Below are 18,792 nucleotides of genomic sequence, written 5' to 3' on the forward strand. Positions count from 1 at the left end.
TTTCTACTTTTATTCTGTTGTCTGCTGCCGACTCTTTTTCCGAATTTTCACATCTGAAATCACATTCTGATACCGATAAATACTAAGCAATATCCCAAGCAGTACCCCAGTCATTAGCGCACCACTTCCACCGCTTCCTAAGAATGGACAGTATACATTTTGGGGCACTGTTAATCCCAAGCATCCTGCCGTATACACAAGAATCTGCCGCGCCAGCACCACCATACATGCAAATCCCATCATTCTTCCCAGCTGATTCTTCTGCCTTGCCGCATGATGAAAAAGTACCCCCAAAAGCACCGCCATCATTCCAACCAAAAGAACGGTAACCAAAATACCGTAAAAAGACAACAGATAAGTCAAAAGATCCTCCGTTCTCTCCCCGGAAGCCAGCATGTTGATTGCCTCTGTGCTGCCTCCCACAAATCGGCTGTCGGAAACCACCGTCCGAAAAAAGCGTACGGTTTCATTCGTCTCTGAATGAAATGGAGACAAAATTGCCAATGCCCGTTCTTTCTGATATGTCGCACCAAATACCCAAAGATATCCTACCGAAAGAGACGGTAACAAGCACCCCATAAGCGCCAGACCTCCTATTGTTCTTTTCTTCTTAATCTGGTACCATCCCCTGCTCACTGCGTAAACCAAAATCAAAAGACACAAAAGCATCATCCACAGAACCAGGTAAAAGCTTCCGCAGGCAATTGCCGGAAGTACGAGCGGAACCGTCCACAAAAGTCCTTTTCCAATCGAACCATATCCCTGTCCACGGTACTGATACAGCACTGCTGCGTACAAGGGTATCATCAGAAAAATTAAGATCCGCACATTGACAGTCACAATTCCTCCCAGCGAAACCCACCCGCTGCTTCCATTGATTACATTTCCACCAAAGCCAATTCCCAAAACCAGCACGACTGATGCCAGAATGGTCAACTCTCTTGCCCACTTTCCAATCCTGCTGTAATCCCAAAAACATACACCTATCATAATCATAAAACTAAATAAATAGGAAGCCCCCACTTTCGCTGACAAAAAATCAACTCCCAGTGCAGCTTCTACCAGAAAACGTACAAGAAAACCAGCAAAGTAGAGAGCTCCTGCAAGTCCAATCATCCCCCATGCCATCTTCGGTCTGTGAACCTGATCCAGTTCCATCCCCGCCGCAACCGGATCTCCCATCTGTTCTACAGCAGCTTCTTCTGCCTCATATTCAGTCATACCACTAGCTAGATAAGCCATCTTCTGATCCTCGATATGGTCCTCTAACTCTTTTTGGATGAACGGAATCGCTTTTTTGCAGCGAATCTGCTCCTCTAATACTTCCAGATACCCTTTTCTATCCACAAAATGCACCTCCCAGTACCTGACTTACCGCCTTAGAGTATTCATTCCACTCTTCTGTTTTTGCCTTCAGCTGCTTTTTTCCTTCTTTGGTAATCCGGTAATACTTCCGTACCTTTCCCGCTACTTCTTTCTCATAGGTCTCCACACATCTTTGCTCCTCTAATTTGTGAAGAATCGGATAGAGTGTTCCGGCTTTCAATTCAAACACATTCATAGAACGTTCCCGGAGCATCTCAATCATCTCATATCCATATAGGTCTTTTTCCTCCAAAAGTTTCAAAAGAAGCATTCCATTGCTTCCCGACAACAAGCTTCTATCAATTGCCATGCCCTTTCACCTCTTTCTTATATTGTATAGATGATCTATATATCATATTTTTATAATACATAGATCGTCTATATATGTCAACCCATTTTTCACAGATCTCAATTCAAGAAAATTCTATATACAAACCTAGGAAGAAGGAATATAATTTCATATATAACAGGAAGTCACAAAAGAAAGAAGGAATTTTTATGAAATGGATTGGAAGCCAAAAATTGACATGGACTATTTGCAGCATTGGTATTTTATTGGCCGTAATCAGCGTGTTCTTCCTGCCGCAAATAATCCCTGTGCATTTTGCAAATGGAATCGCAGATGATTTTGGAAGTAAACTCGAAATTTTTCTTTTTCCAGCACTATCACTTTTCATTACTATCCTAAGTGGAACAGAAAAAATCAAATATTTCCTGACTCACTCCAAAACATTTTTAACAGATGTTTCATATAATCTTATGATAGACGGAGTTTTGGGGATTATTACAGTCACGGAAATTTATATTATTTATGCTTCATTTATTTAAAATTTTCAGGAGGAAATAACTTTGGAAGACCTTGAGCAGTTAAAAAAACAGATTGAAAAATACCAGCCTTATAACGAACAGGAAGAAAAAGACAAAGAAGAAATTTTGCGGCACCTTTACGAATCGAAACATATTTTGACACGTGAAAATAAGAATGCTCATTTTACAGTATCTGCATGGATTGTAAATGAAGACCGTCAAAAAGTTTTAATGGCTTATCACAATATTTATCAGTCCTTCGCATGGCTTGGGGGGCATGCGGATGGGAATGCAGATTTAAAGCAGGTGATTCTGAAAGAAATTGAGGAAGAAAGCGGACTGACAGATGTTCGCTTCGTCTCAGAAGATATATTTTCTCTTGAAATATTGCCGGTTTCCGGACACGAAAAAAAGGGAATATACATTCCCTCCCATTTACATTTGAATATAACATATTTATTAGAAGCCAGTACAGATGCACCCCTTCGGATCAAAGCCGATGAAAACAGCCAGATCGAATGGATCAAAGCAGATGAAATCAGCGAAAAATCCACAGAAGCATGGTTTGTAGAGCGTATTTATTCAAAGTTATGTAAAAAATGAACCAAGGTAAAAAATACGCTCTTTATATATCGAAAAAGATTTAATTAAACCATATTCAGGCAAAAAGAAATCAAAATAGGAACCATAAATGAACATATCACGCCATTAAAAACGGACAAAACAACCGTTTCTTCATTTGTATATTTCAACATAACCGGCAAAGTAGTATCTTCACTGGTAGCTCCTGCCGGGGCAATACATGTATAGTAATTAAAGTGAACTGCAAGAAATGGAATCAAAATAAAGGAAAACATCTCTCGCATAAGATTACTCATAAAAGCAATGCTACCCATCTCCACATTGGCTAACCCACTAATCGTAACACCTGCCAAACTATACCAGCCCAAGCCACTGGTGATCGCCGTCCCATAACCAATCGGTATTTCCAGAATCAAGGAACAGATAACTCCTCCCACGAAAGATCCGACAATAATTCCGATCGGAATGATAAAGATTTTCATATGATACTCTTTTATTTTTGAAAAGATTCCTCTCTGCATTCCGATACTGATGCCGACAGAAAACATCAAAATGTATAATACTATATCCGTGTTTTCCGTTATCATATTTAAAGCAGTTAATTCAATACCAGACATTCCATAAACCAAACCAATCCCTAATGCTAAAATCATAAATACAATAATCATTTATCCACCTCTTGTTCTTGATCACCTTTTCTCTTTTTCATAAACTTTTTTGTTAAAACAAAAACTATGAGAATTGATAAAACAGTTGGAATTAGAAAAAATAATAAGCTTGATAATCCCAACGAAGATAAATCGTTTATAAAATTGTCATCTCTTCCTAGCTTTACACCCATACAAAGAATCAGAAGGAACGTGCAGCCAAGAGAAAACCACTCATTCCCTTTTTTTGCACGCTTTGGTATCAGAAAACGCCCAGCGAGAATACCGAGACACATAATGATTAAAGCCTCCATAAGCCCCTCCTTTACTTAGCGCATTACTTTTAATTATATCATGGCCTACTGACAAAGTAAATCCCTACAAATCATGCCCATAAACTACTATACATCCCCTCATAGCTCCTCTTTTTTATACACATCATTTGTATATTTTGCATATTTTAAACTTTTTTACAATTTTATCTTGCATATTTATGAATTGTGGTGTATAGTATGTCTTGCATTGAAACAAACAAAATAAAATCAAAGATAGATTTGAGGAGGATAAACATATGAAAGAGAAAGTTGTATTAGCGTATTCCGGAGGACTGGACACCACAGCCATTATTCCATGGCTCAAAGAAAATTTTGATTACGAAGTAATCTGCTGCTGCGTAGACTGCGGTCAGGAGGAAGAATTAGACGGACTGGAAGAGCGTGCAAAATTATCCGGCGCTTCCAAATTATATATCGAAGACATCGTTGACGATTTCTGTGATAATTACGTCGTTCCTTGCGTACAGGCACACGCCGTTTATGAAAACAAATATTTACTCGGAACTTCCATGGCACGTCCGGCTATTGCAAAACGTCTCGTTGAGATTGCAAGAAAAGAAGGCGCTACTGCCATCTGCCACGGCGCTACCGGAAAAGGAAATGACCAGATCCGTTTTGAACTGGGAATCAAAGCGCTGGCTCCGGACATCAAAATCATCGCTCCATGGCGTATGACCGATGTATGGACCATGAACTCCCGTGAAGAAGAAATTGAGTACTGCAAAGCACATGGAATCGATCTTCCATTCGACGCAAGCCACAGCTACAGCCGTGACCGTAACTTGTGGCACATCAGTCACGAAGGACTGGAACTGGAGGATCCTGCAAACGAACCAAACTATGATCATCTTTTGGTTCTTGGGGTAACTCCGGAAAAAGCTCCGGACGAAGGAGAATATGTGACGATGACCTTTGAAAAAGGTGTTCCTAAGAGTATCAATGGTGAAGAAATGAAAGTTTCCGATATCATCCGCAAGCTCAATGAACTTGGTGGAAAGCACGGTGTTGGTATCTGTGATATCGTCGAAAACCGTGTAGTTGGTATGAAATCCCGTGGCGTATATGAGACTCCTGGCGGAACTATCCTCTACGAGGCACATCAGCAGTTAGAAGAACTGGTATTGGATCGCGCAACCTATGAAGTAAAGGAAGAAATGGGCAATAAACTTTCTCAGATCGTATACGAAGGAAAATGGTTTACTCCACTTCGTGAAGCTGTACAGGCATTTATCGAAAGTACACAGGAATACGTGACCGGTGAAGTAAAATTCAAACTCTATAAAGGCAATATTATCAAAGCCGGAACCACATCTCCATATTCTCTGTATAGTGAGTCTTTGGCAAGCTTTACAACTGGCGATCTCTATGATCACCACGATGCAGACGGATTCATCAATCTGTTTGGTCTGCCATTAAAGGTTCGTGCAATGAAAATGGCAGAAGTAGAAGGCAAATAAAAATGTATAAACCCCAATAAATAATTCTCTAAAGAAGGGGCTTACCGTTTCTCATAACTGTAAGCCCCTTCTTGCTTTATCTGTCATTCTTTCAAATACGCTATGCTAAGACTTCGCGCAGCACTCGTTCTACATTTTCTCCCCAGATCTTATCAAGCTGTCCTTTGGATAATCCTTTCTTCTCCAGCGCCTCCCACAAAAGTTCCATCGCCGATGCATTCGGGATATCCAGTCGTTCCAGCCCGTCAATCCCGTCAAAATCTGTTCCAATCGCCGGAAATTCACTTCCACCCACTTGAATCATATGCAGAATATGGGCTGTCATTTCCTCAATTTTAGATTCTTTTGTAGTTCCCAAAAACGGTCCAAAAAAGTTAAGACCGGCAACACCGCCCTGCTCTGCAAGAGCCCGGATCATTTCATCTGTCAGATTCCTTGGATGGTTACACAAATTGCGGCAATTAGAATGAGAGGCCACTACTGGCCCTTTTGCATATTTTAAAATGTCCCAAAAAGTTCCGTCGGAAGCATGAGAAACGTCCGCAATCATTCCCAGTTCTCCCATCCTTGTTACTGTCTCGATTCCAAATGGCGTCAGCCCCTTCTCCATCATTCCCGCATCCCGGCTGTTTGGATGTCCCAGGCAGTTCTCATAGTTCCACATCAATGTCATCAGCCGCACCCCTTCCTGGTACAGGCTTGTAAGCCGTTCCATCCGGCCATTTAAAACGCCTCCCTCTTCGATCGTCAAAATAGCAGAAATCTTGCCATCTTCTGCATTTTCGGCAATCTCCTGCCAGGAATGAGCCAGGCGTATCCTGCTCTGGTAGATCTCAAACTGTTCTTTCGCATAAGCGATCATCTGCTCTGCTCTTTGATACGCATCCTCATATCCATTTCCATTCTCATAATTTCCAAAACAAGTAAAACATGCAAAAAACTGTGCTTTTGTACCGGCTTTTTCCATATGCTCAATACTGATACTATGCCGGTTTGTCATAAGATCTCCTGCATCTTTCTGATCCATCAATTTTCCAATCGTGTCACAATGCAAATCAATCAGCTTCATCGTGCTCCTCCTTCGTATCTTCGTTAATCACATCATTTACATTTTTCCAAACCTATCACACCGTCTGAATTCTCTAAATTCAGTATACTACACTAGTTCACAAGAGGGAATCTGTATCTTTCTGTATCTATTCAAAAATTTTACAAAAGAAAATGTCAAAAAACTCCTGTATATTTTTTCTTCATTTCCGAAATAATATTTTTGTATTGACATGTATCAATGAAAATAAAGGAGGAATGTACCATGTCTGAAATATCCGTACTTGACTTACAGAATCTCCGCCACTTAATCGGCGGCTATGACACTACACACTGCAAAATGCAGGATTATGCTTCCTGCGCCACAGATCCTGAAGTGAAGAAACTTTTTCAGGACGCAGCGGATTCTGCTATGAAAAACAAGCAAAATCTAATGAAATTTTTATAAGAGGAGGAAACTTGATATGTTAGATGAAAAAACAATGGTATCCGACACCCTGGCAAGCGTCAACGGAGAACTGGTCCGCTTCGGAGAAATGATTCCTCAGACGGAAAACAAAGAATTAAAGCAGTGTCTGAAACAGCTGCGCAACGAATGTGAAATGTCGCAGGAAAAACTCTATCAGATTGCCCGTGAAAAAAGCTACTATGTTCCTGCTGCTAAAGCATCTGAACAGGAAATCAGTCATGTAAAATCCGTATTAACCGGACTTTCCATGAAATAACTAGATAAGAAAAACAGCAGAATCTTTTTCTTCGCCTTTTTAGGCATGAAAGTGATTCTGCTGTTTGTATTTCTTATATCTTACCAAATCTCTTTATTCCTTTTTATTTCTATCATCCACAATTCGTTTCTTTTCTATATTTGGATCAATAAAATTTTCCTTTGCGTACTTCCAAAGCGTCTCCGATCCTTCTTTGGTTCGCTGATTCCGTTTCAAAATCTGACTCAAACGCACCTCATGCTCTTCCCACGCTTTTCCATCGGTAGCTGCATTTAACATCATCGGCTGTATATTGTCCATAGACCGGGCAAATTTAGCTTCCTTTGTCTCACAGGCTTCAAACTCTTCCCAAAGCGTACGCATTTTCTCTCTCTGATCCGAGGGAAGCATCCCAAAGATCCTCTCTGCTGCCCGTTCCTCCCGCTGCCTCTGGGTCTTCTTCGCCTCCATATCATACGCATAGGTATCACCTGCATCGATCTCTACAATATCATGGATCAGCAGCATAGAAATCGTCCGAAGCACATCAATTTCTTCATTGGCATACTCCGAAAGGAGCAGCGTCATAATCGCCATATGCCAGGCATGTTCCGCATCATTTTCCTTGCGGACGGCATCGGTAAGATACGTCTGCCGCCCTATCATTTTCTCTTTGTCAATCTCTCTTAAAAATGCAAACTGCTGCTCTAACCGCTCCATCCTATGCGCTCCTTTCAAACTGTGAATTGTATAGTTCCGCATAGAAGCCATTCTGAGCAATCAATGTTTCGTGATTTCCCTGCTCAATAATATCTCCGTCTTTCATCACCAGAATCAAATCTGCATCCCGAATGGTAGACAGACGGTGTGCGATAATAAAACTGGTTCTTCCGCGCATCAGATTATCCATCGCCTTCTGAATCCGAATCTCCGTACGGGTATCCACAGAACTGGTCGCCTCATCCAAAATCAAAATTTTAGGATCCGCAAGAATCGCTCTTGCAATCGTTAATAACTGTTTCTGTCCCTGAGACACATTGCTTGCTTCTTCATTTAATTCCATTTCGTATCCCCCCGGAAGGGTCTGTACAAAACGATGCACGTGAGCTGCTTTTGCCGCTTCTACGACCTCCTCATGGGTGGCACCCAACTTACCGTATCGAATATTTTCTTCAATACTTCCCTTAAAAAGCCAGGTGTCCTGCAGGACCATACCAAACATCTTTCTCAACTCACTTCTGTTAAAATCACGGATATCGTGTCCGTCCACTTTAATTGCCCCGCTTCCCACATCATAGAATCGCATCAGAAGCTTCACCATCGTCGTTTTTCCTGCTCCCGTCGGACCTACAATTGCAATCTTCTGCCCCGGTTCCACCTTCGCACTGAAATCGTTGATAATGGTATGCTCTGGATTATAGCCAAAGTGTACATGTTCAAATTCCACGCTTCCTTCGATCCCTTCCGGTGATACCGGATGTTCTGCCGTCTGTGCCTCTTCCTCTTCTTCCAGGAATTCAAAGACCCTCTCTGACGCGGCAGCTGTGGACTGAAGCATATTTGCCACCTGGGCAACCTGCTGAATCGGCATGGTAAACTGACGCACATACTGAATAAATGACTGGATATCTCCCACTTCGATCGTTCGCTTCACTGCCAAATAACCACCCAGAATTACCACGGCCACATAGCCCAGATTTCCTACAAACTGCATAATTGGCATCATCATACCGGAAAAGAACTGTGATTTCCATGCTGACTGATAGAGGATATCATTGTCCTTCTCAAACGCTGCGATCACGTCCTCTTCCTTATTAAATGCCTTTACAATATTATGACCACTGTAGATTTCTTCCACCTGACCATTGACATGCCCCAGATACTTCTGCTGGCTCTTAAAATACCGCTGCGAATGCTTTACAATCACGGAAATAAATCCCATAGAAATCGGAAGAATCAGAAGCGCTGCCAGTGTCATCAACGGACTGATACTAATCATCATCACCAACACACCGATGATCGTAGTCACAGACGTAATCACCTGCGTTGCACTCTGATTTAAACTCTGACTTAAAGTATCCACATCATTGGTAATTCTGGAAAGAATCTCTCCATGTGTCATCTGATCAAAGTATTTCACCGGAAGGCGGTTAATCTTTTCCGAAATTTCTTTCCGCATCCGATAGGTCAGCTTCTGTGAAATCCCCGTCATAATATAGCCTTGAACAAACGAAAACAAGGCGCTGCACAAATACAGGAAAAGAAGCCCAAGAAGAATCTGTCCTATCTTTCCAAAATTGATTCCATTTCCCCCTGAAACCTTGCCCACCAGACCGTTGAAGATCTCCGTAGTCGCTTTTCCTAAAATCTTAGGTCCTACAATATTAAAGATGGTGCTGCCCACTGCAAATACGGCCACAAAGAATATCGCAATTTTATAATTTGCAAGATAACTCATTAATTTCTTCATTGTTCCCTTAAAGTCTCTTGCTTTCTCTCCGGCAACACCGCCGTTCCCATGTCCATGTGGTGCCATATCATTCCACCTCCTTTAAGTCTTCTGCCAGTTCTTTCTCCGATAACTGAGAGGATGCGATCTGGTAATATGCTTCGCAATTCTTCAGAAGTTCTTTATGCGTTCCTTTTCCAACGACTTTTCCGTTATCCAGAACAATAATCTGTTCCGCCTGAAGAATCGTACTGATTCGCTGTGCAACAATCAGAACCGTACTGTCTGCTGTCTTTTCTTTTAACGCTTTCCGAAGCGTCACATCCGTCTTGTAATCAAGAGCGGAAAAACTGTCATCAAAAATATAGATTTCCGGATGTTTTGCGATCGCTCTTGCAATAGAAAGGCGCTGCTTCTGCCCACCGGACACATTGGCTCCACCCTGGGAAATCGGACTCTGATAACGCTTCTTCTTGTGCTCGATAAATTCTGTTGCCTGAGCGATTTTAGCTGCCTCTTCCATCTCTTCCTGAGTTCCGTCTGGATTTCCATACAGAATATTGGACGCAACATTTCCTGAGAATAGCACTCCTTTCTGCGGAACATACCCTATCTTCTCCCGCAGATCATGCTGCGTTACTTCCCGGATGTCTTCTCCGTCAATCATAATCTTACCTTCTGTCACATCATAAAACCGGGGAATTAGATTTACAAGCGTCGACTTTCCGCTTCCCGTACTCCCTATAAATGCCGTTGTCTCACCTGGTTTCGCAGTAAAGGAAATATCCTCCAACACATATTCTTCTGCTCCCGGATAACGGAAGGATACATGATCAAAGCAAACCTCTCCTTTTCCCTCTTCCGAAAATGTTTTTGCTTCCTTTGGATCGTGAATCAGCGTCTGACTCTTTAAGACTTCATCCACACGCTCTGCTGACACCGCCGCTCTTGGGAGCATTACAGAGATCATACAAATCATCAGGAAGGACATAATAATCTGCATGGTATACTGAATAAATGCCATCATATCTCCCACCTGCATTGCTCCATCATTGATGCTGTGTCCGCCAACCCAAACGATCAGTACCGTCACTGCATTCATAATTAACATCATCATCGGCATCATAAACGTCATCGCACGATTTACAAATAAGTTCGTCTTCGTCAGATCTTTATTTGCGCCGTCAAATCTTTCTTCCTCATATTCCTGCGTTCCAAATGCTCGGATTACCGGAAGTCCCGTTAAAATCTCTCTGCTGACCAAATTCAGGCGGTCAATCTGTTTCTGTACAATCTCAAATTTAGGCATTACCAAAACAAAGAGTGCAATGACAACCAATAGGATCATCAAAATTCCAAGGCCGATAATCCAACACATATCCACATTTGTATTAAAGACTTTCCACACTCCGCCTGCTGCCATAATCGGCGCATACAGAACCATCCGAAGCAGCATAACCATCAAAAGCTGAATCTGCTGAATGTCATTGGTACTTCTCGTAATCAAAGAGGCCGTTGAGAACTTATCAAATTCCGCATTGGAAAATCCAACCACCTTCCGGAATACATCGCGTCTTAGCCCCTGACCGATCCCCGCTGCAACCTTGGATGCCATCAATCCCACGAGAATACTTGCCAACATTCCAAGCGCTGCCAGCCCCAGCATCTTCGCTCCGGTCTGCATAATATAGGAAGAACTCATTTTCCCTGTATCAAGACCAATATTCTCGTATGCTGCCTTTACATAGACAGTAGCTGCCTGCTCTGTCATCGTCTCTGGCAGCTTAGCCATCTGTTCTTCCATCTGATCAATCATAGGGTCCCTCTGCTTTGGATCCATCATACCGATCATTTCATACAAGGTCATGCTGTCTACATCCGGCAGTTTCGTCTCTGTCTGAGACTGAACTTCCGCCTGCATCTGAGCCTGTGGCACTGCCTGCATCTGCCCCTGGGCTGCTGCCTGCATCTGTTCCTTCATCTTCTGACGCATTTCTTCTTCCATCTGCACTGCTGTATCGCTTCCAGAATCAATTCCTGATACCATCATCATAGGTACAGCCAAAACAGACGCCAGCTCTTCTTCCTGCTCTTCTTTTACCGACTCTTTTAACGCAAGAACTTTTCCATCATAATCATATGATTTTTGACTTTCTTCAAACGCCTCCCGCACCGTCTTCTGCTGCGCAGACGGCACAAACAAAAGCAGATGCTCCAAATCCTCCTTCGCAATTTCATCTGGTACTTTTTCCGTAATTCCGCTCTGCTGGATTCCAACATTTACGATATCCGATGTATACGTCGGTAAAGACAGATCACAATATGCCTGCACCATCAGCACCATCAGAATCATAAGTACAGAACCTGAATACGGCTTTAAAAATCGAAACAATTTCTTCATATTCTGCTTCCTTTCCTAAGTTTTCTCTAAAATCCATGCCTGCCGGAATGTCTGGTCTCTTTCATCAAAGCACAAAGATCCATGCCCTTTAAGTCTTTTGATGCGAACAGATTATCCCGCATCTGCATGGTAAGCCGCCGAAACAACAGGCGCTCTTCTACAGACATTCCATGGTGAAGAAGGTCCTCCATCTCTTTTAATATATTTTCTAAGGCTTCTACACACTGGATTCCTTTCTCTTTCAGATAAATCCTTACAATCCGCTGATCCTCCTGATCCGGCTTTCGCAAGATGTATTCCCGGCTCTCCAGTTTCTTAAGCGCTACCGTCATCGACGGCGGTGTAATTCCGATCTTTTCCGCCAGCTCCCGCTGCGAAATCCCTTCATGCTTATTCAGCAAAAATAAGATACCCGCTTGGCTTGGCTTCAAATCCAAAGCTTCCATCCGCTTCATTGCCTGATATTTACTCAAATGTAAAATCTGATGGAGCAACAAAAAAACTGACGTATCCTGCATTCCGTTCATATCATCCCTCCTGTCAATATTTCCAAAATCAGACTCAATTTTAAAATCAATTAGAAGTCTAACTATTATATTAGTAATTATCACAATATGTGTCAATGAATTTATGATTATTTAAGAATTAATTGGGATATTTTACAAGAAATTAATTAGATAGGAAAGCAACAACCGCCATCGGGGACGTGTACATTTTAAAAAAACTCCGTCCCCGATGGCGGTTCACCCTGTCCCTTTATAAATTATCTGAATCTAAAATGATTGTAAATGGTCCGTCATTTATCAGACTTACTTTCATATCTGCTCCGAATTGTCCACGTTCTACCATTTCTACCTGCTCTTTACATTTTTCAATAATGTATTCATACATCTCTTCTGCCATCCCCGGAGCCCCAGCCTCGATAAAGCTTGGTCGATTTCCTTTTTTGCAGTTTGCATACAGTGTAAACTGAGAAATCAAAAGCAGACTTCCACCCACAGTATCCAAAGACAGATTGGTCTTCCCCTGCTCATCTTCAAATATTCTCAGCCCCAGCATTTTTTTGATCATTTTATCAGCAATCTCTTTTGTATCGGAATTGCTGACTCCAATCAGCACCATAAATCCTTTTCCAATACTCCCAAGCACTTCTCCATCAACTCTAACTTCACTTTCCTTTACTCTTTGAATCACAAAACGCATCTATTTTCCCTCCTGTACTTCTTTGACCATCTGTGCATAAGCAAGGTCTTCATATCCCATTGCAAGATATAGCTTTTTTGCCCTTAAGTTATCCGGCTCAATTTCCAAACGAATCCGCTTTACCGTCGGCGCAATCTTTTCATCCACATAGGTGAAAAATTCTTTTCCCAGACCCTGGCAACGGAACTGTGGTCGAATATACAGTTCCTCTAACCACACGACCTTTCCCCCAGCCTCTTGCGAAAAGGTATAACTGGTTAATCCATACCCCGCCGGCTCTCCATCTTTTTCCAAAATATATCCTTTTGCATATTCTTCGGAACGCATCATTTCCTCCCACGCTGCCTCCCGATATGATTCTGGAATCGAATGCAGCACTGCTTCAGAATTATAAAATTCCTCCGACATTTCCATATATAACTGCCGATCTTCTTTTTTGATCTCTCGAATCATTGTTGATTCCCCCTTCCTTTTTTCTTTTTATCCTTAAATATTCATCGCCTTCATTCCGAAAACCATGCCAAAATAACCGCAGTAAAATCAATACATTTCCTTTTCATCTGCGTACATTCAGACAACATCCGTATTATAGCATATGAATGCATCCCGGTGTATAATAAATCCAAAATCAGATACACTTTATACTAGGAGAATTTAAAAAATGAAAAAATTTCGGACATTCTTTTTTACCTGCGGTATCCTGATGGCCGCAAGTGAAATTTGGAAACAATTAACCCTCACCTTCCTGATCAACCAAGGAGCTTACGACTGGTGGTATTTCCCATTTCAGCTGTGCAGTATCCCTATGTATATCTGCCTCATTTTGCCTGTCATTTCAAACCAAAAATATCCACACCTGCATCAGATACTTCTCACTTTTCTGATGGATTACTGTCTTCTGGCCGGAATATTCGCATTCTTTGACACCAGTGGCATGCATTATGACTATGCTCCTTTAACCTTCCATTCTTTCCTGTGGCATATCCTGATGATCCTGATCGGTATCACCGCCGGACTGACGCGCCAGGCTGATTACTCTTTATCCGGTTATTTAGGCGGCACTCTTCTCTATGCGGGACTATGTGGGACTGCTACACTTTTCAATCTCACTCTATGCCAATACGGAGATCTCAATATGTTCTACATCAGCCCACACTATCCAATGACACAGGTCGTATTTTCAGAAATCACTAAACAATTCGGAAATTCCATTGGCATTTGGAGTTATCTACTTTCTATCCCTGTTGGCGCAGGGGTTTTCCACATGATGTGGAAAAAATGGGCCAAGTAAATGATCATCGGGGACGTGTTCTTTTGCAAAAAACTCCGTCCCCGACTACAATTCAAAACTATTCCGACTCTTTTTCACTCGCCCCTACCACAACCGAACATGCAATATCTCCGGTAATATTCGTTGCGGTTGGCGCCATATCCGTAATCCTATCAATTCCTGCCACCAGTCCAATTCCTTCCAACGGTATTCCTACCGACTGCAATACCATAGACAGCATAACCATGGCTGATCCCGGAATTCCCGCAGCGCCCACAGATGCGAAAGTACAAGTCAATACAATTGTGATTTGCTGTACCAATGTCAATTCAATTCCATACACATTCGCAATGAACAACGCACAGATTCCCTGATAAATTGCGGTTCCATCCATATTAATTGTAGACCCAAGCGGCAGTACAAAGGAACGCACCGGTTCGGACACGCCCAAATCTTCCGCCGACTTCATCGAATATGGAAGGGTTGCGGAACTGCTTGCTGACGTAAATGCAAACACGATCGCCTCCGCAGATTTCCGGAAAAATTCTCTCGGTCCGATTCCGGAAAATATTTTTACGGATGTGGAATATACAATCAATGCATGAAGCACACACACTCCATAAACTGCCAACACCACGCTGATCAAAGGCAGCAATACTTTCAAACCGTTTTCCGCAACAATTGGCGCAATCAGCGCAAACACTGCTATCGGAGTAAATTTCATAATCACCCCTGTAATCGCATACATCGCTTCCGCCAATGAATCAAATGCACGGTAAATTGGTTTCCCCTTTTCTCCGATCATCATAATACCGCCGCCAATAATAATGGCAAATGCAATAATCTGAAGCATCTCACCATTTGCCAATGATTGAATCGGATTCGCAGGAATAATATTAATCAGCGTATTGATGATCCCCGGATTCTCCGGAATCGTCACCTCCGCCACATCTCCTGCAATCTCAAATCCTTTTCCAATATCCAGAATATTCGATGCCAGCACTCCCAATGTTGCCGCACAGGCTGTTGTACACAAGAAATAAAGCATCGTTTTTCCACCGATTCTTCCAATCTTTTTCGCATCTCCAATCCCACATACACCAACAATGATCGATGAAAATACCATCGGTACCACAATCATTTTGATACAATTTAAAAACAGTGTTCCAAAGGGGCCAATATACGCCTTTGCAAGTTCTGCATGATTCTGCAGCGCAAGTCCAGCTGCCACACCAAATGCAAGGCCTATCATCGTCTTGACAGGCATGCTTAATTTTTTCTTTTTCATATTCATCTCCTCTTTCGTCTATTCCTTTAATTAGTTAGTATATCACATCATTAAAGTGTATGCCACTAAAACTTTTACACTAAAAATTCCTGTTGAAAAATCATTATGGATAGCTTGCATTTTTTCGTCCTCTTTGCTACTGTGGTAACAGATAGGCGCATACATCATTTGCAGCGTCGTAAGGAGGTAGGATTATGACACTTGACACATTGTTAAAACTGCCCGGCTTCTTATATGAAGTAAACGGACATTATTATTATCTTGGAAAATGGATTTGCAAAGAATGTACCGAGATCGAAGCTACCGACTGCGTATCCATGTACCACATGTGCAGAAATGGACAGGAAGAACCGGACACCGCTATGTATTTTCAAAAAATCCGTGCGTTCAGTGATTTCGCGCTGGAGATTCCTTATAACCCAGCTCAGATTCAGACAGATTTATCCCATCTTCTGACCTCTTTAACGGATGCGGATCAAAAATCTTTGGATATCCAAATCCAGAAATTTACAGAAGATCTGGAAAAATACACTGGCCAGACTATTTCTTAATCACAAATAAAAAGACTGTAGCAGGAATCGGGAGTTTATTGTATCCTCTCGTCCTCTCTGCCACAGTCTTTTTCTTAAAATCCGGTAATATATTTCATAGCTAACTATGTATTATCCATTCATCTTCTCTAAACGTTTCAATTGTTTTCTATCCTCTTAACCCGGCAATCAATCGCTTTGGATAAAGAAGAAGATCCAATCCGTCCTCTATGGAATTCACACAGAGATCCGCCTCCCTCATAAGCCCGGCATAAACGCCTTCCCGATCCATAACTGCAATGGAAAGCATCGCATCTCGAAGCATTTTCACATCATTCCTCCCATTTCCAATACAGACACAATGCTGCTCTCCAAGCTTTTTCAAAATCTGATGCTTTGCCTCAAGCGCACTCCCTTCTGGAAATGTATACACCTCTGCTTTAAGCCCTTCACACTTCTGCCTGGCTGTCCCATGTGTATCAGCCGTCAGCACATATACGGATAACCGCTTCGCTAATTGATTGATCCGTTCCTTCACTCCGGTTCGTATCTCTCCATCGACAGCAAGCGTTCCATTGTAGTCCACTAACAACGTATCTAATTCCAATACTTGGTATCCCGGTATATCAATAATCACTTTTTTCACCTTCTGTTTCTCTTTCTACTTTCTGTTTCCATAGTAAACATTTCTGAAATAAAAATCAAGTTAAGACTTCTACAAAAAATACTCATAAACCCCTTGACATTTTCTGTGTTTATATGGTATAAATATCTAGTGCGATACAGCACACACTTGATACAGGGGATTGGTCAAGTGGTATGATAGGGGTCTCCAAAACCTTTGGCGGGAGTTCGATTCTCTCATCCCCTGCTTTAAAAAGCCTTAAGAACTGCGTAAAATCGCTGTTTTAAGGCTTTTTTTGTGAGAAAATAAACAGTACTCCCTCATATGATTTCAATTCGAGCACATAGACTAATTTCTACATGCCCTAACACTTCAATATTAATTTTTCTTTATTACAATCTCTTCAGAAAGCTGGACGTTTCATCTTTTCATATCAAAAATCATTCTACTATTTCAAATATTATGCCAGTAAATGAACCTATTTCAATATTTAACTTTCCTTTAATCCTCTTAACAACTTTCTCCCTCTTATACTTTTTATCACCACCATAAATCTCGTTATTGCTTGCCAAAATCAGTTTCAAACGCTTTATATCACCTCTGTTCAACTCATATTCCTGCTTTTTATCGAAAAAAGTAAGTAATACTAAGAATCGCTGTTTTTTACATCTTCTCTCATAAACATAAACACACGTTTCTTCCTGATGATAGTCTCCACATATAAATCCATCTTTTTCGTAATCCAATTCATATAATGCAGGATTATTCTGATAAGCAAAATTAAGGTCTTTCATGTATCGTGCAAAAGAATCGTGTTCTGGATATTTAATAATACCCCAATCCTGTTCTCTCTTTTCATCCCATTCTCTAAATTGTGCAATCTCATTCCCCATGAAATAAAACATATAAAAGCAGCTTCCTGTTCCCGGTCATTCCACCGGAAACAGAAAGCTGCTTCTTCTCTTATCTTCTTTTCTTCTCTGAAACCCTACCAGTCTGTATAAATATCAATCACTCCACTGGCACATCCGGAATCATACACAATTCCCGTTCCCAAAGATGTCTCCACCTTCGTTCCCTTTGGATGATCACTGCTTGCCAGACACAGATAATTATTAATATCACGAATGGTTCCGTCATCCGCCACATGGCGTCCTGGAATGTTCAATCCATGCCCCGGCAATACTCTTTGTGAATAATAGGTTTCTTTATGTCCGTTAAAATAAACCACTCCTACAAACGGATTCAGCTGTCCCGGACCAGATGGATAATTATATTTACCGCTGCCGGAAGAACCACTGCTTCCTGAACCGCCTCCATTTCCGGAAGATCCTGCGTTCCCGGAATTATTGGCCTGAAGCTTCTCAGCCTCTTTTCTTGCCGCCTCTGCCGCTTTTTGAGCCTTCAGTTCTTCAATCTTCGCAGACAAAGATGCCAAATCAGTGGATGCCTCCGACGCCTTAGCTGTTAACTCTGCCTCTTTTTGGGTCAGGTCATTTTCCAAATCTACATATGCCTGCTGCTGCTCCTTCAGATGCTTCTCTTCATTTTCAATATTTTTCCGAAGCGTCTGCAAATCTGTCAGCATATCTCTGTCGTAGTCATTGACCGTAGTAATGAAATCAACCTTATTGATGAAATCTGCCATACTCTCTGCTGAGAAAATCATTCCCAACATGGATTCTCCGCTGTTTTCATAAATATACTGAATCCGCAGCTTCATATCTTCATACTGCTGCTCTTCATTATTCTTCGCAATCAACAACTGCTCCTGAGTCTTCTCAATCTCACCATCAATTGCTTCCATCTGTACTTCATTGTCTGCAATCTGGCCCCCGATTTCAAGAAGCTCATTATTTACATTGTCCAATTCACTCTGTAAATCAGAGGACTGGGTTTCCATATTGTCCAACTCATCCGCATGAACAATTGTCATCGGGCAAAGTAAAGCAAGTACACATGTGCCGGCAAATACCGTCTTCTGTAACCGTTTTAAGTGTCCCTTCATACTGTTCTTTCCTTTTCTGTTTTAAAATATGGTTGCATTTCCAACCTCATCTTATGAATATCTGCATTATTGTA

Annotated in this window: 22 protein-coding genes and 1 tRNA gene; 8 read left to right on the forward strand and 15 right to left on the reverse strand. The window is 41.7% G+C overall.

Annotated elements, in window-relative coordinates; translation table 11 throughout:
- Positions 1–9 precede the first annotated feature (9 nt).
- Both C0979_RS08925 and C0979_RS08930 read right to left on the reverse strand, forming a co-directional pair.
- On the reverse strand, positions 10–1,347 hold the full coding sequence (locus tag C0979_RS08925; protein WP_101695632.1) for a permease prefix domain 1-containing protein: 1,338 nt from the start codon (positions 1,345–1,347) through the stop codon (positions 10–12).
- Entirely contained in the window at positions 1,340–1,675 is a 336-nt protein-coding gene (locus C0979_RS08930) for a PadR family transcriptional regulator (protein ID WP_101695633.1), read from the reverse strand. Before C0979_RS08930 ends, C0979_RS08925 begins: the two co-directional genes overlap by 8 nt.
- Before the next feature lie 188 nt (positions 1,676–1,863).
- Between C0979_RS08930 and C0979_RS08935 the strand changes: the two genes are divergently transcribed.
- Positions 1,864–2,193, forward strand: coding sequence for a DUF1648 domain-containing protein (locus tag C0979_RS08935; protein WP_101695634.1), 330 nt, complete (start codon positions 1,864–1,866; stop codon positions 2,191–2,193).
- Positions 2,194–2,214: 21 nt separating this feature from the next.
- On the forward strand, positions 2,215–2,775 hold the full coding sequence (locus C0979_RS08940; RefSeq protein WP_101695635.1) for an NUDIX hydrolase: 561 nt from the start codon (positions 2,215–2,217) through the stop codon (positions 2,773–2,775).
- 44 nt (positions 2,776–2,819) lie between these two features.
- Here C0979_RS08940 and C0979_RS08945 read toward each other — a convergent pair whose 3' ends face one another.
- Both C0979_RS08945 and C0979_RS08950 read right to left on the reverse strand, forming a co-directional pair.
- Complete coding sequence (locus C0979_RS08945) at positions 2,820–3,422, reverse strand: LysO family transporter (protein ID WP_101695636.1); 603 nt, start codon at positions 3,420–3,422, stop codon at positions 2,820–2,822.
- A complete protein-coding gene (locus tag C0979_RS08950; RefSeq protein ID WP_101695637.1) occupies positions 3,419–3,715 on the reverse strand; it encodes a hypothetical protein in 297 nt (98 codons plus the stop codon). The genes C0979_RS08945 and C0979_RS08950 overlap by 4 nt, the downstream gene beginning before the upstream one ends.
- 257 nt (positions 3,716–3,972) lie before the next feature.
- On the opposite strand from C0979_RS08950, the gene C0979_RS08955 reads away from it, so the two are divergent.
- Positions 3,973–5,193, forward strand: coding sequence for an argininosuccinate synthase (locus C0979_RS08955; protein WP_101695638.1), 1,221 nt, complete (start codon positions 3,973–3,975; stop codon positions 5,191–5,193).
- A gap of 100 nt (positions 5,194–5,293) precedes the next feature.
- On the opposite strand, the gene C0979_RS08960 is transcribed toward C0979_RS08955, so the two are convergent.
- The gene (locus C0979_RS08960) at positions 5,294–6,262 is read right to left on the reverse strand and encodes a dipeptidase (RefSeq protein ID WP_101695639.1); all 969 of its coding nucleotides are present in this window, start codon (positions 6,260–6,262) and stop codon (positions 5,294–5,296) included.
- Positions 6,263–6,505: 243 nt separating this feature from the next.
- Here C0979_RS08960 and C0979_RS08965 point away from each other — a divergent pair, with 243 nt between their 5' ends.
- Both C0979_RS08965 and C0979_RS08970 read left to right on the forward strand, forming a co-directional pair.
- Complete coding sequence (locus tag C0979_RS08965) at positions 6,506–6,688, forward strand: hypothetical protein (protein ID WP_101695640.1); 183 nt, start codon at positions 6,506–6,508, stop codon at positions 6,686–6,688.
- A gap of 16 nt (positions 6,689–6,704) precedes the next feature.
- Positions 6,705–6,965 (forward strand): spore coat protein, encoded by a 261-nt coding sequence (locus C0979_RS08970; RefSeq protein WP_101695641.1) that lies wholly within the window; start codon positions 6,705–6,707, stop codon positions 6,963–6,965.
- Between the two features lie 93 nt (positions 6,966–7,058).
- On the opposite strand, the gene C0979_RS08975 is transcribed toward C0979_RS08970, so the two are convergent.
- The 6 genes from C0979_RS08975 to C0979_RS09000 all read right to left on the reverse strand — a co-directional run bounded on the left by C0979_RS08975 (position 7,059) and on the right by C0979_RS09000 (position 13,450).
- Positions 7,059–7,664, reverse strand: coding sequence for an HD domain-containing protein (locus tag C0979_RS08975; protein ID WP_101695642.1), 606 nt, complete (start codon positions 7,662–7,664; stop codon positions 7,059–7,061).
- Between the two features lies 1 nt (position 7,665).
- The gene (locus tag C0979_RS08980) at positions 7,666–9,480 is read right to left on the reverse strand and encodes an ABC transporter ATP-binding protein (protein ID WP_101695643.1); all 1,815 of its coding nucleotides are present in this window, start codon (positions 9,478–9,480) and stop codon (positions 7,666–7,668) included.
- Position 9,481: 1 nt separating this feature from the next.
- The gene (locus tag C0979_RS08985; protein ID WP_101695644.1) at positions 9,482–11,794 is read right to left on the reverse strand and encodes an ABC transporter ATP-binding protein; all 2,313 of its coding nucleotides are present in this window, start codon (positions 11,792–11,794) and stop codon (positions 9,482–9,484) included.
- 26 nt (positions 11,795–11,820) lie between these two features.
- On the reverse strand, positions 11,821–12,321 hold the full coding sequence (locus C0979_RS08990) for a MarR family winged helix-turn-helix transcriptional regulator (RefSeq protein WP_101695645.1): 501 nt from the start codon (positions 12,319–12,321) through the stop codon (positions 11,821–11,823).
- Positions 12,322–12,550: 229 nt separating this feature from the next.
- Positions 12,551–12,997 carry a D-aminoacyl-tRNA deacylase gene (gene dtd / locus C0979_RS08995; protein ID WP_101695646.1) on the reverse strand — a complete coding sequence of 149 codons (447 nt, stop codon included), beginning with the start codon at positions 12,995–12,997 and terminating at the stop codon, positions 12,551–12,553.
- Positions 12,998–13,450, reverse strand: a complete 453-nt coding sequence (locus tag C0979_RS09000) for a GNAT family N-acetyltransferase (protein WP_101695647.1) — start codon at positions 13,448–13,450, stop codon at positions 12,998–13,000. It abuts the gene before it with no gap.
- A 208-nt stretch (positions 13,451–13,658) separates the two neighbouring features.
- Here C0979_RS09000 and C0979_RS09005 point away from each other — a divergent pair, with 208 nt between their 5' ends.
- Entirely contained in the window at positions 13,659–14,288 is a 630-nt protein-coding gene (locus C0979_RS09005) for a TMEM164 family acyltransferase (RefSeq protein WP_101695648.1), read from the forward strand.
- A 58-nt stretch (positions 14,289–14,346) separates the two neighbouring features.
- Here the strand turns inward: C0979_RS09005 and C0979_RS09010 are convergent, their stop codons facing one another.
- The gene (locus C0979_RS09010) at positions 14,347–15,555 is read right to left on the reverse strand and encodes a dicarboxylate/amino acid:cation symporter (protein ID WP_101695649.1); all 1,209 of its coding nucleotides are present in this window, start codon (positions 15,553–15,555) and stop codon (positions 14,347–14,349) included.
- Between the two features lie 194 nt (positions 15,556–15,749).
- Here C0979_RS09010 and C0979_RS09015 point away from each other — a divergent pair, with 194 nt between their 5' ends.
- The gene (locus C0979_RS09015) at positions 15,750–16,106 is read left to right on the forward strand and encodes a hypothetical protein (RefSeq protein ID WP_101695650.1); all 357 of its coding nucleotides are present in this window, start codon (positions 15,750–15,752) and stop codon (positions 16,104–16,106) included.
- A gap of 148 nt (positions 16,107–16,254) precedes the next feature.
- On the opposite strand, the gene C0979_RS09020 is transcribed toward C0979_RS09015, so the two are convergent.
- Entirely contained in the window at positions 16,255–16,722 is a 468-nt protein-coding gene (locus C0979_RS09020; protein ID WP_101695688.1) for an HAD family hydrolase, read from the reverse strand.
- Positions 16,723–16,885: 163 nt separating this feature from the next.
- Here C0979_RS09020 and C0979_RS09025 point away from each other — a divergent pair.
- Positions 16,886–16,956 (forward strand) — tRNA-Trp (locus C0979_RS09025).
- 194 nt (positions 16,957–17,150) lie between these two features.
- On the opposite strand, the gene C0979_RS09030 is transcribed toward C0979_RS09025, so the two are convergent.
- Complete coding sequence (locus C0979_RS09030; protein ID WP_101695651.1) at positions 17,151–17,615, reverse strand: alpha amylase C-terminal domain-containing protein; 465 nt, start codon at positions 17,613–17,615, stop codon at positions 17,151–17,153.
- A gap of 83 nt (positions 17,616–17,698) precedes the next feature.
- The gene (locus C0979_RS09035; RefSeq protein WP_101695652.1) at positions 17,699–18,718 is read right to left on the reverse strand and encodes a coiled-coil domain-containing protein; all 1,020 of its coding nucleotides are present in this window, start codon (positions 18,716–18,718) and stop codon (positions 17,699–17,701) included.
- Between the last annotated feature and the right edge of the window lie 74 nt (positions 18,719–18,792).

Origin of the sequence: Dorea phocaeensis (assembly GCF_900240315.1) — a bacterium.
Lineage (GTDB): Bacteria > Bacillota > Clostridia > Lachnospirales > Lachnospiraceae > Dorea_B > Dorea_B phocaeensis.

What these genes read in the sequence shown, in the direction of transcription:
- C0979_RS09005 (WP_101695648.1), top strand. Translation starts at nt 13,659, where the DNA reads ATGAAAAAATTTCGGACATTCTTTTTTACCTGCGGTATCCTGATGGCC.
- C0979_RS08945 (WP_101695636.1), bottom strand. Translation starts at nt 3,422, where the DNA reads ATGATTATTGTATTTATGATTTTAGCATTAGGGATTGGTTTGGTTTAT.
- C0979_RS08960 (WP_101695639.1), bottom strand. Translation starts at nt 6,262, where the DNA reads ATGAAGCTGATTGATTTGCATTGTGACACGATTGGAAAATTGATGGAT.
- C0979_RS09000 (WP_101695647.1), bottom strand. Translation starts at nt 13,450, where the DNA reads ATGATTCGAGAGATCAAAAAAGAAGATCGGCAGTTATATATGGAAATG.
- C0979_RS08980 (WP_101695643.1), bottom strand. Translation starts at nt 9,480, where the DNA reads ATGGCACCACATGGACATGGGAACGGCGGTGTTGCCGGAGAGAAAGCA.
- dtd (WP_101695646.1), bottom strand. Translation starts at nt 12,997, where the DNA reads ATGCGTTTTGTGATTCAAAGAGTAAAGGAAAGTGAAGTTAGAGTTGAT.
- C0979_RS09010 (WP_101695649.1), bottom strand. Translation starts at nt 15,555, where the DNA reads ATGAAAAAGAAAAAATTAAGCATGCCTGTCAAGACGATGATAGGCCTT.
- C0979_RS09035 (WP_101695652.1), bottom strand. Translation starts at nt 18,718, where the DNA reads ATGAAGGGACACTTAAAACGGTTACAGAAGACGGTATTTGCCGGCACA.
- C0979_RS08975 (WP_101695642.1), bottom strand. Translation starts at nt 7,664, where the DNA reads ATGGAGCGGTTAGAGCAGCAGTTTGCATTTTTAAGAGAGATTGACAAA.
- C0979_RS08985 (WP_101695644.1), bottom strand. Translation starts at nt 11,794, where the DNA reads ATGAAGAAATTGTTTCGATTTTTAAAGCCGTATTCAGGTTCTGTACTT.
- C0979_RS08930 (WP_101695633.1), bottom strand. Translation starts at nt 1,675, where the DNA reads ATGGCAATTGATAGAAGCTTGTTGTCGGGAAGCAATGGAATGCTTCTT.
- C0979_RS08990 (WP_101695645.1), bottom strand. Translation starts at nt 12,321, where the DNA reads ATGAACGGAATGCAGGATACGTCAGTTTTTTTGTTGCTCCATCAGATT.
- C0979_RS08955 (WP_101695638.1), top strand. Translation starts at nt 3,973, where the DNA reads ATGAAAGAGAAAGTTGTATTAGCGTATTCCGGAGGACTGGACACCACA.
- C0979_RS08935 (WP_101695634.1), top strand. Translation starts at nt 1,864, where the DNA reads ATGAAATGGATTGGAAGCCAAAAATTGACATGGACTATTTGCAGCATT.
- C0979_RS08950 (WP_101695637.1), bottom strand. Translation starts at nt 3,715, where the DNA reads ATGGAGGCTTTAATCATTATGTGTCTCGGTATTCTCGCTGGGCGTTTT.
- C0979_RS09030 (WP_101695651.1), bottom strand. Translation starts at nt 17,615, where the DNA reads ATGTTTTATTTCATGGGGAATGAGATTGCACAATTTAGAGAATGGGAT.
- C0979_RS08965 (WP_101695640.1), top strand. Translation starts at nt 6,506, where the DNA reads ATGTCTGAAATATCCGTACTTGACTTACAGAATCTCCGCCACTTAATC.
- C0979_RS08970 (WP_101695641.1), top strand. Translation starts at nt 6,705, where the DNA reads ATGTTAGATGAAAAAACAATGGTATCCGACACCCTGGCAAGCGTCAAC.
- C0979_RS09015 (WP_101695650.1), top strand. Translation starts at nt 15,750, where the DNA reads ATGACACTTGACACATTGTTAAAACTGCCCGGCTTCTTATATGAAGTA.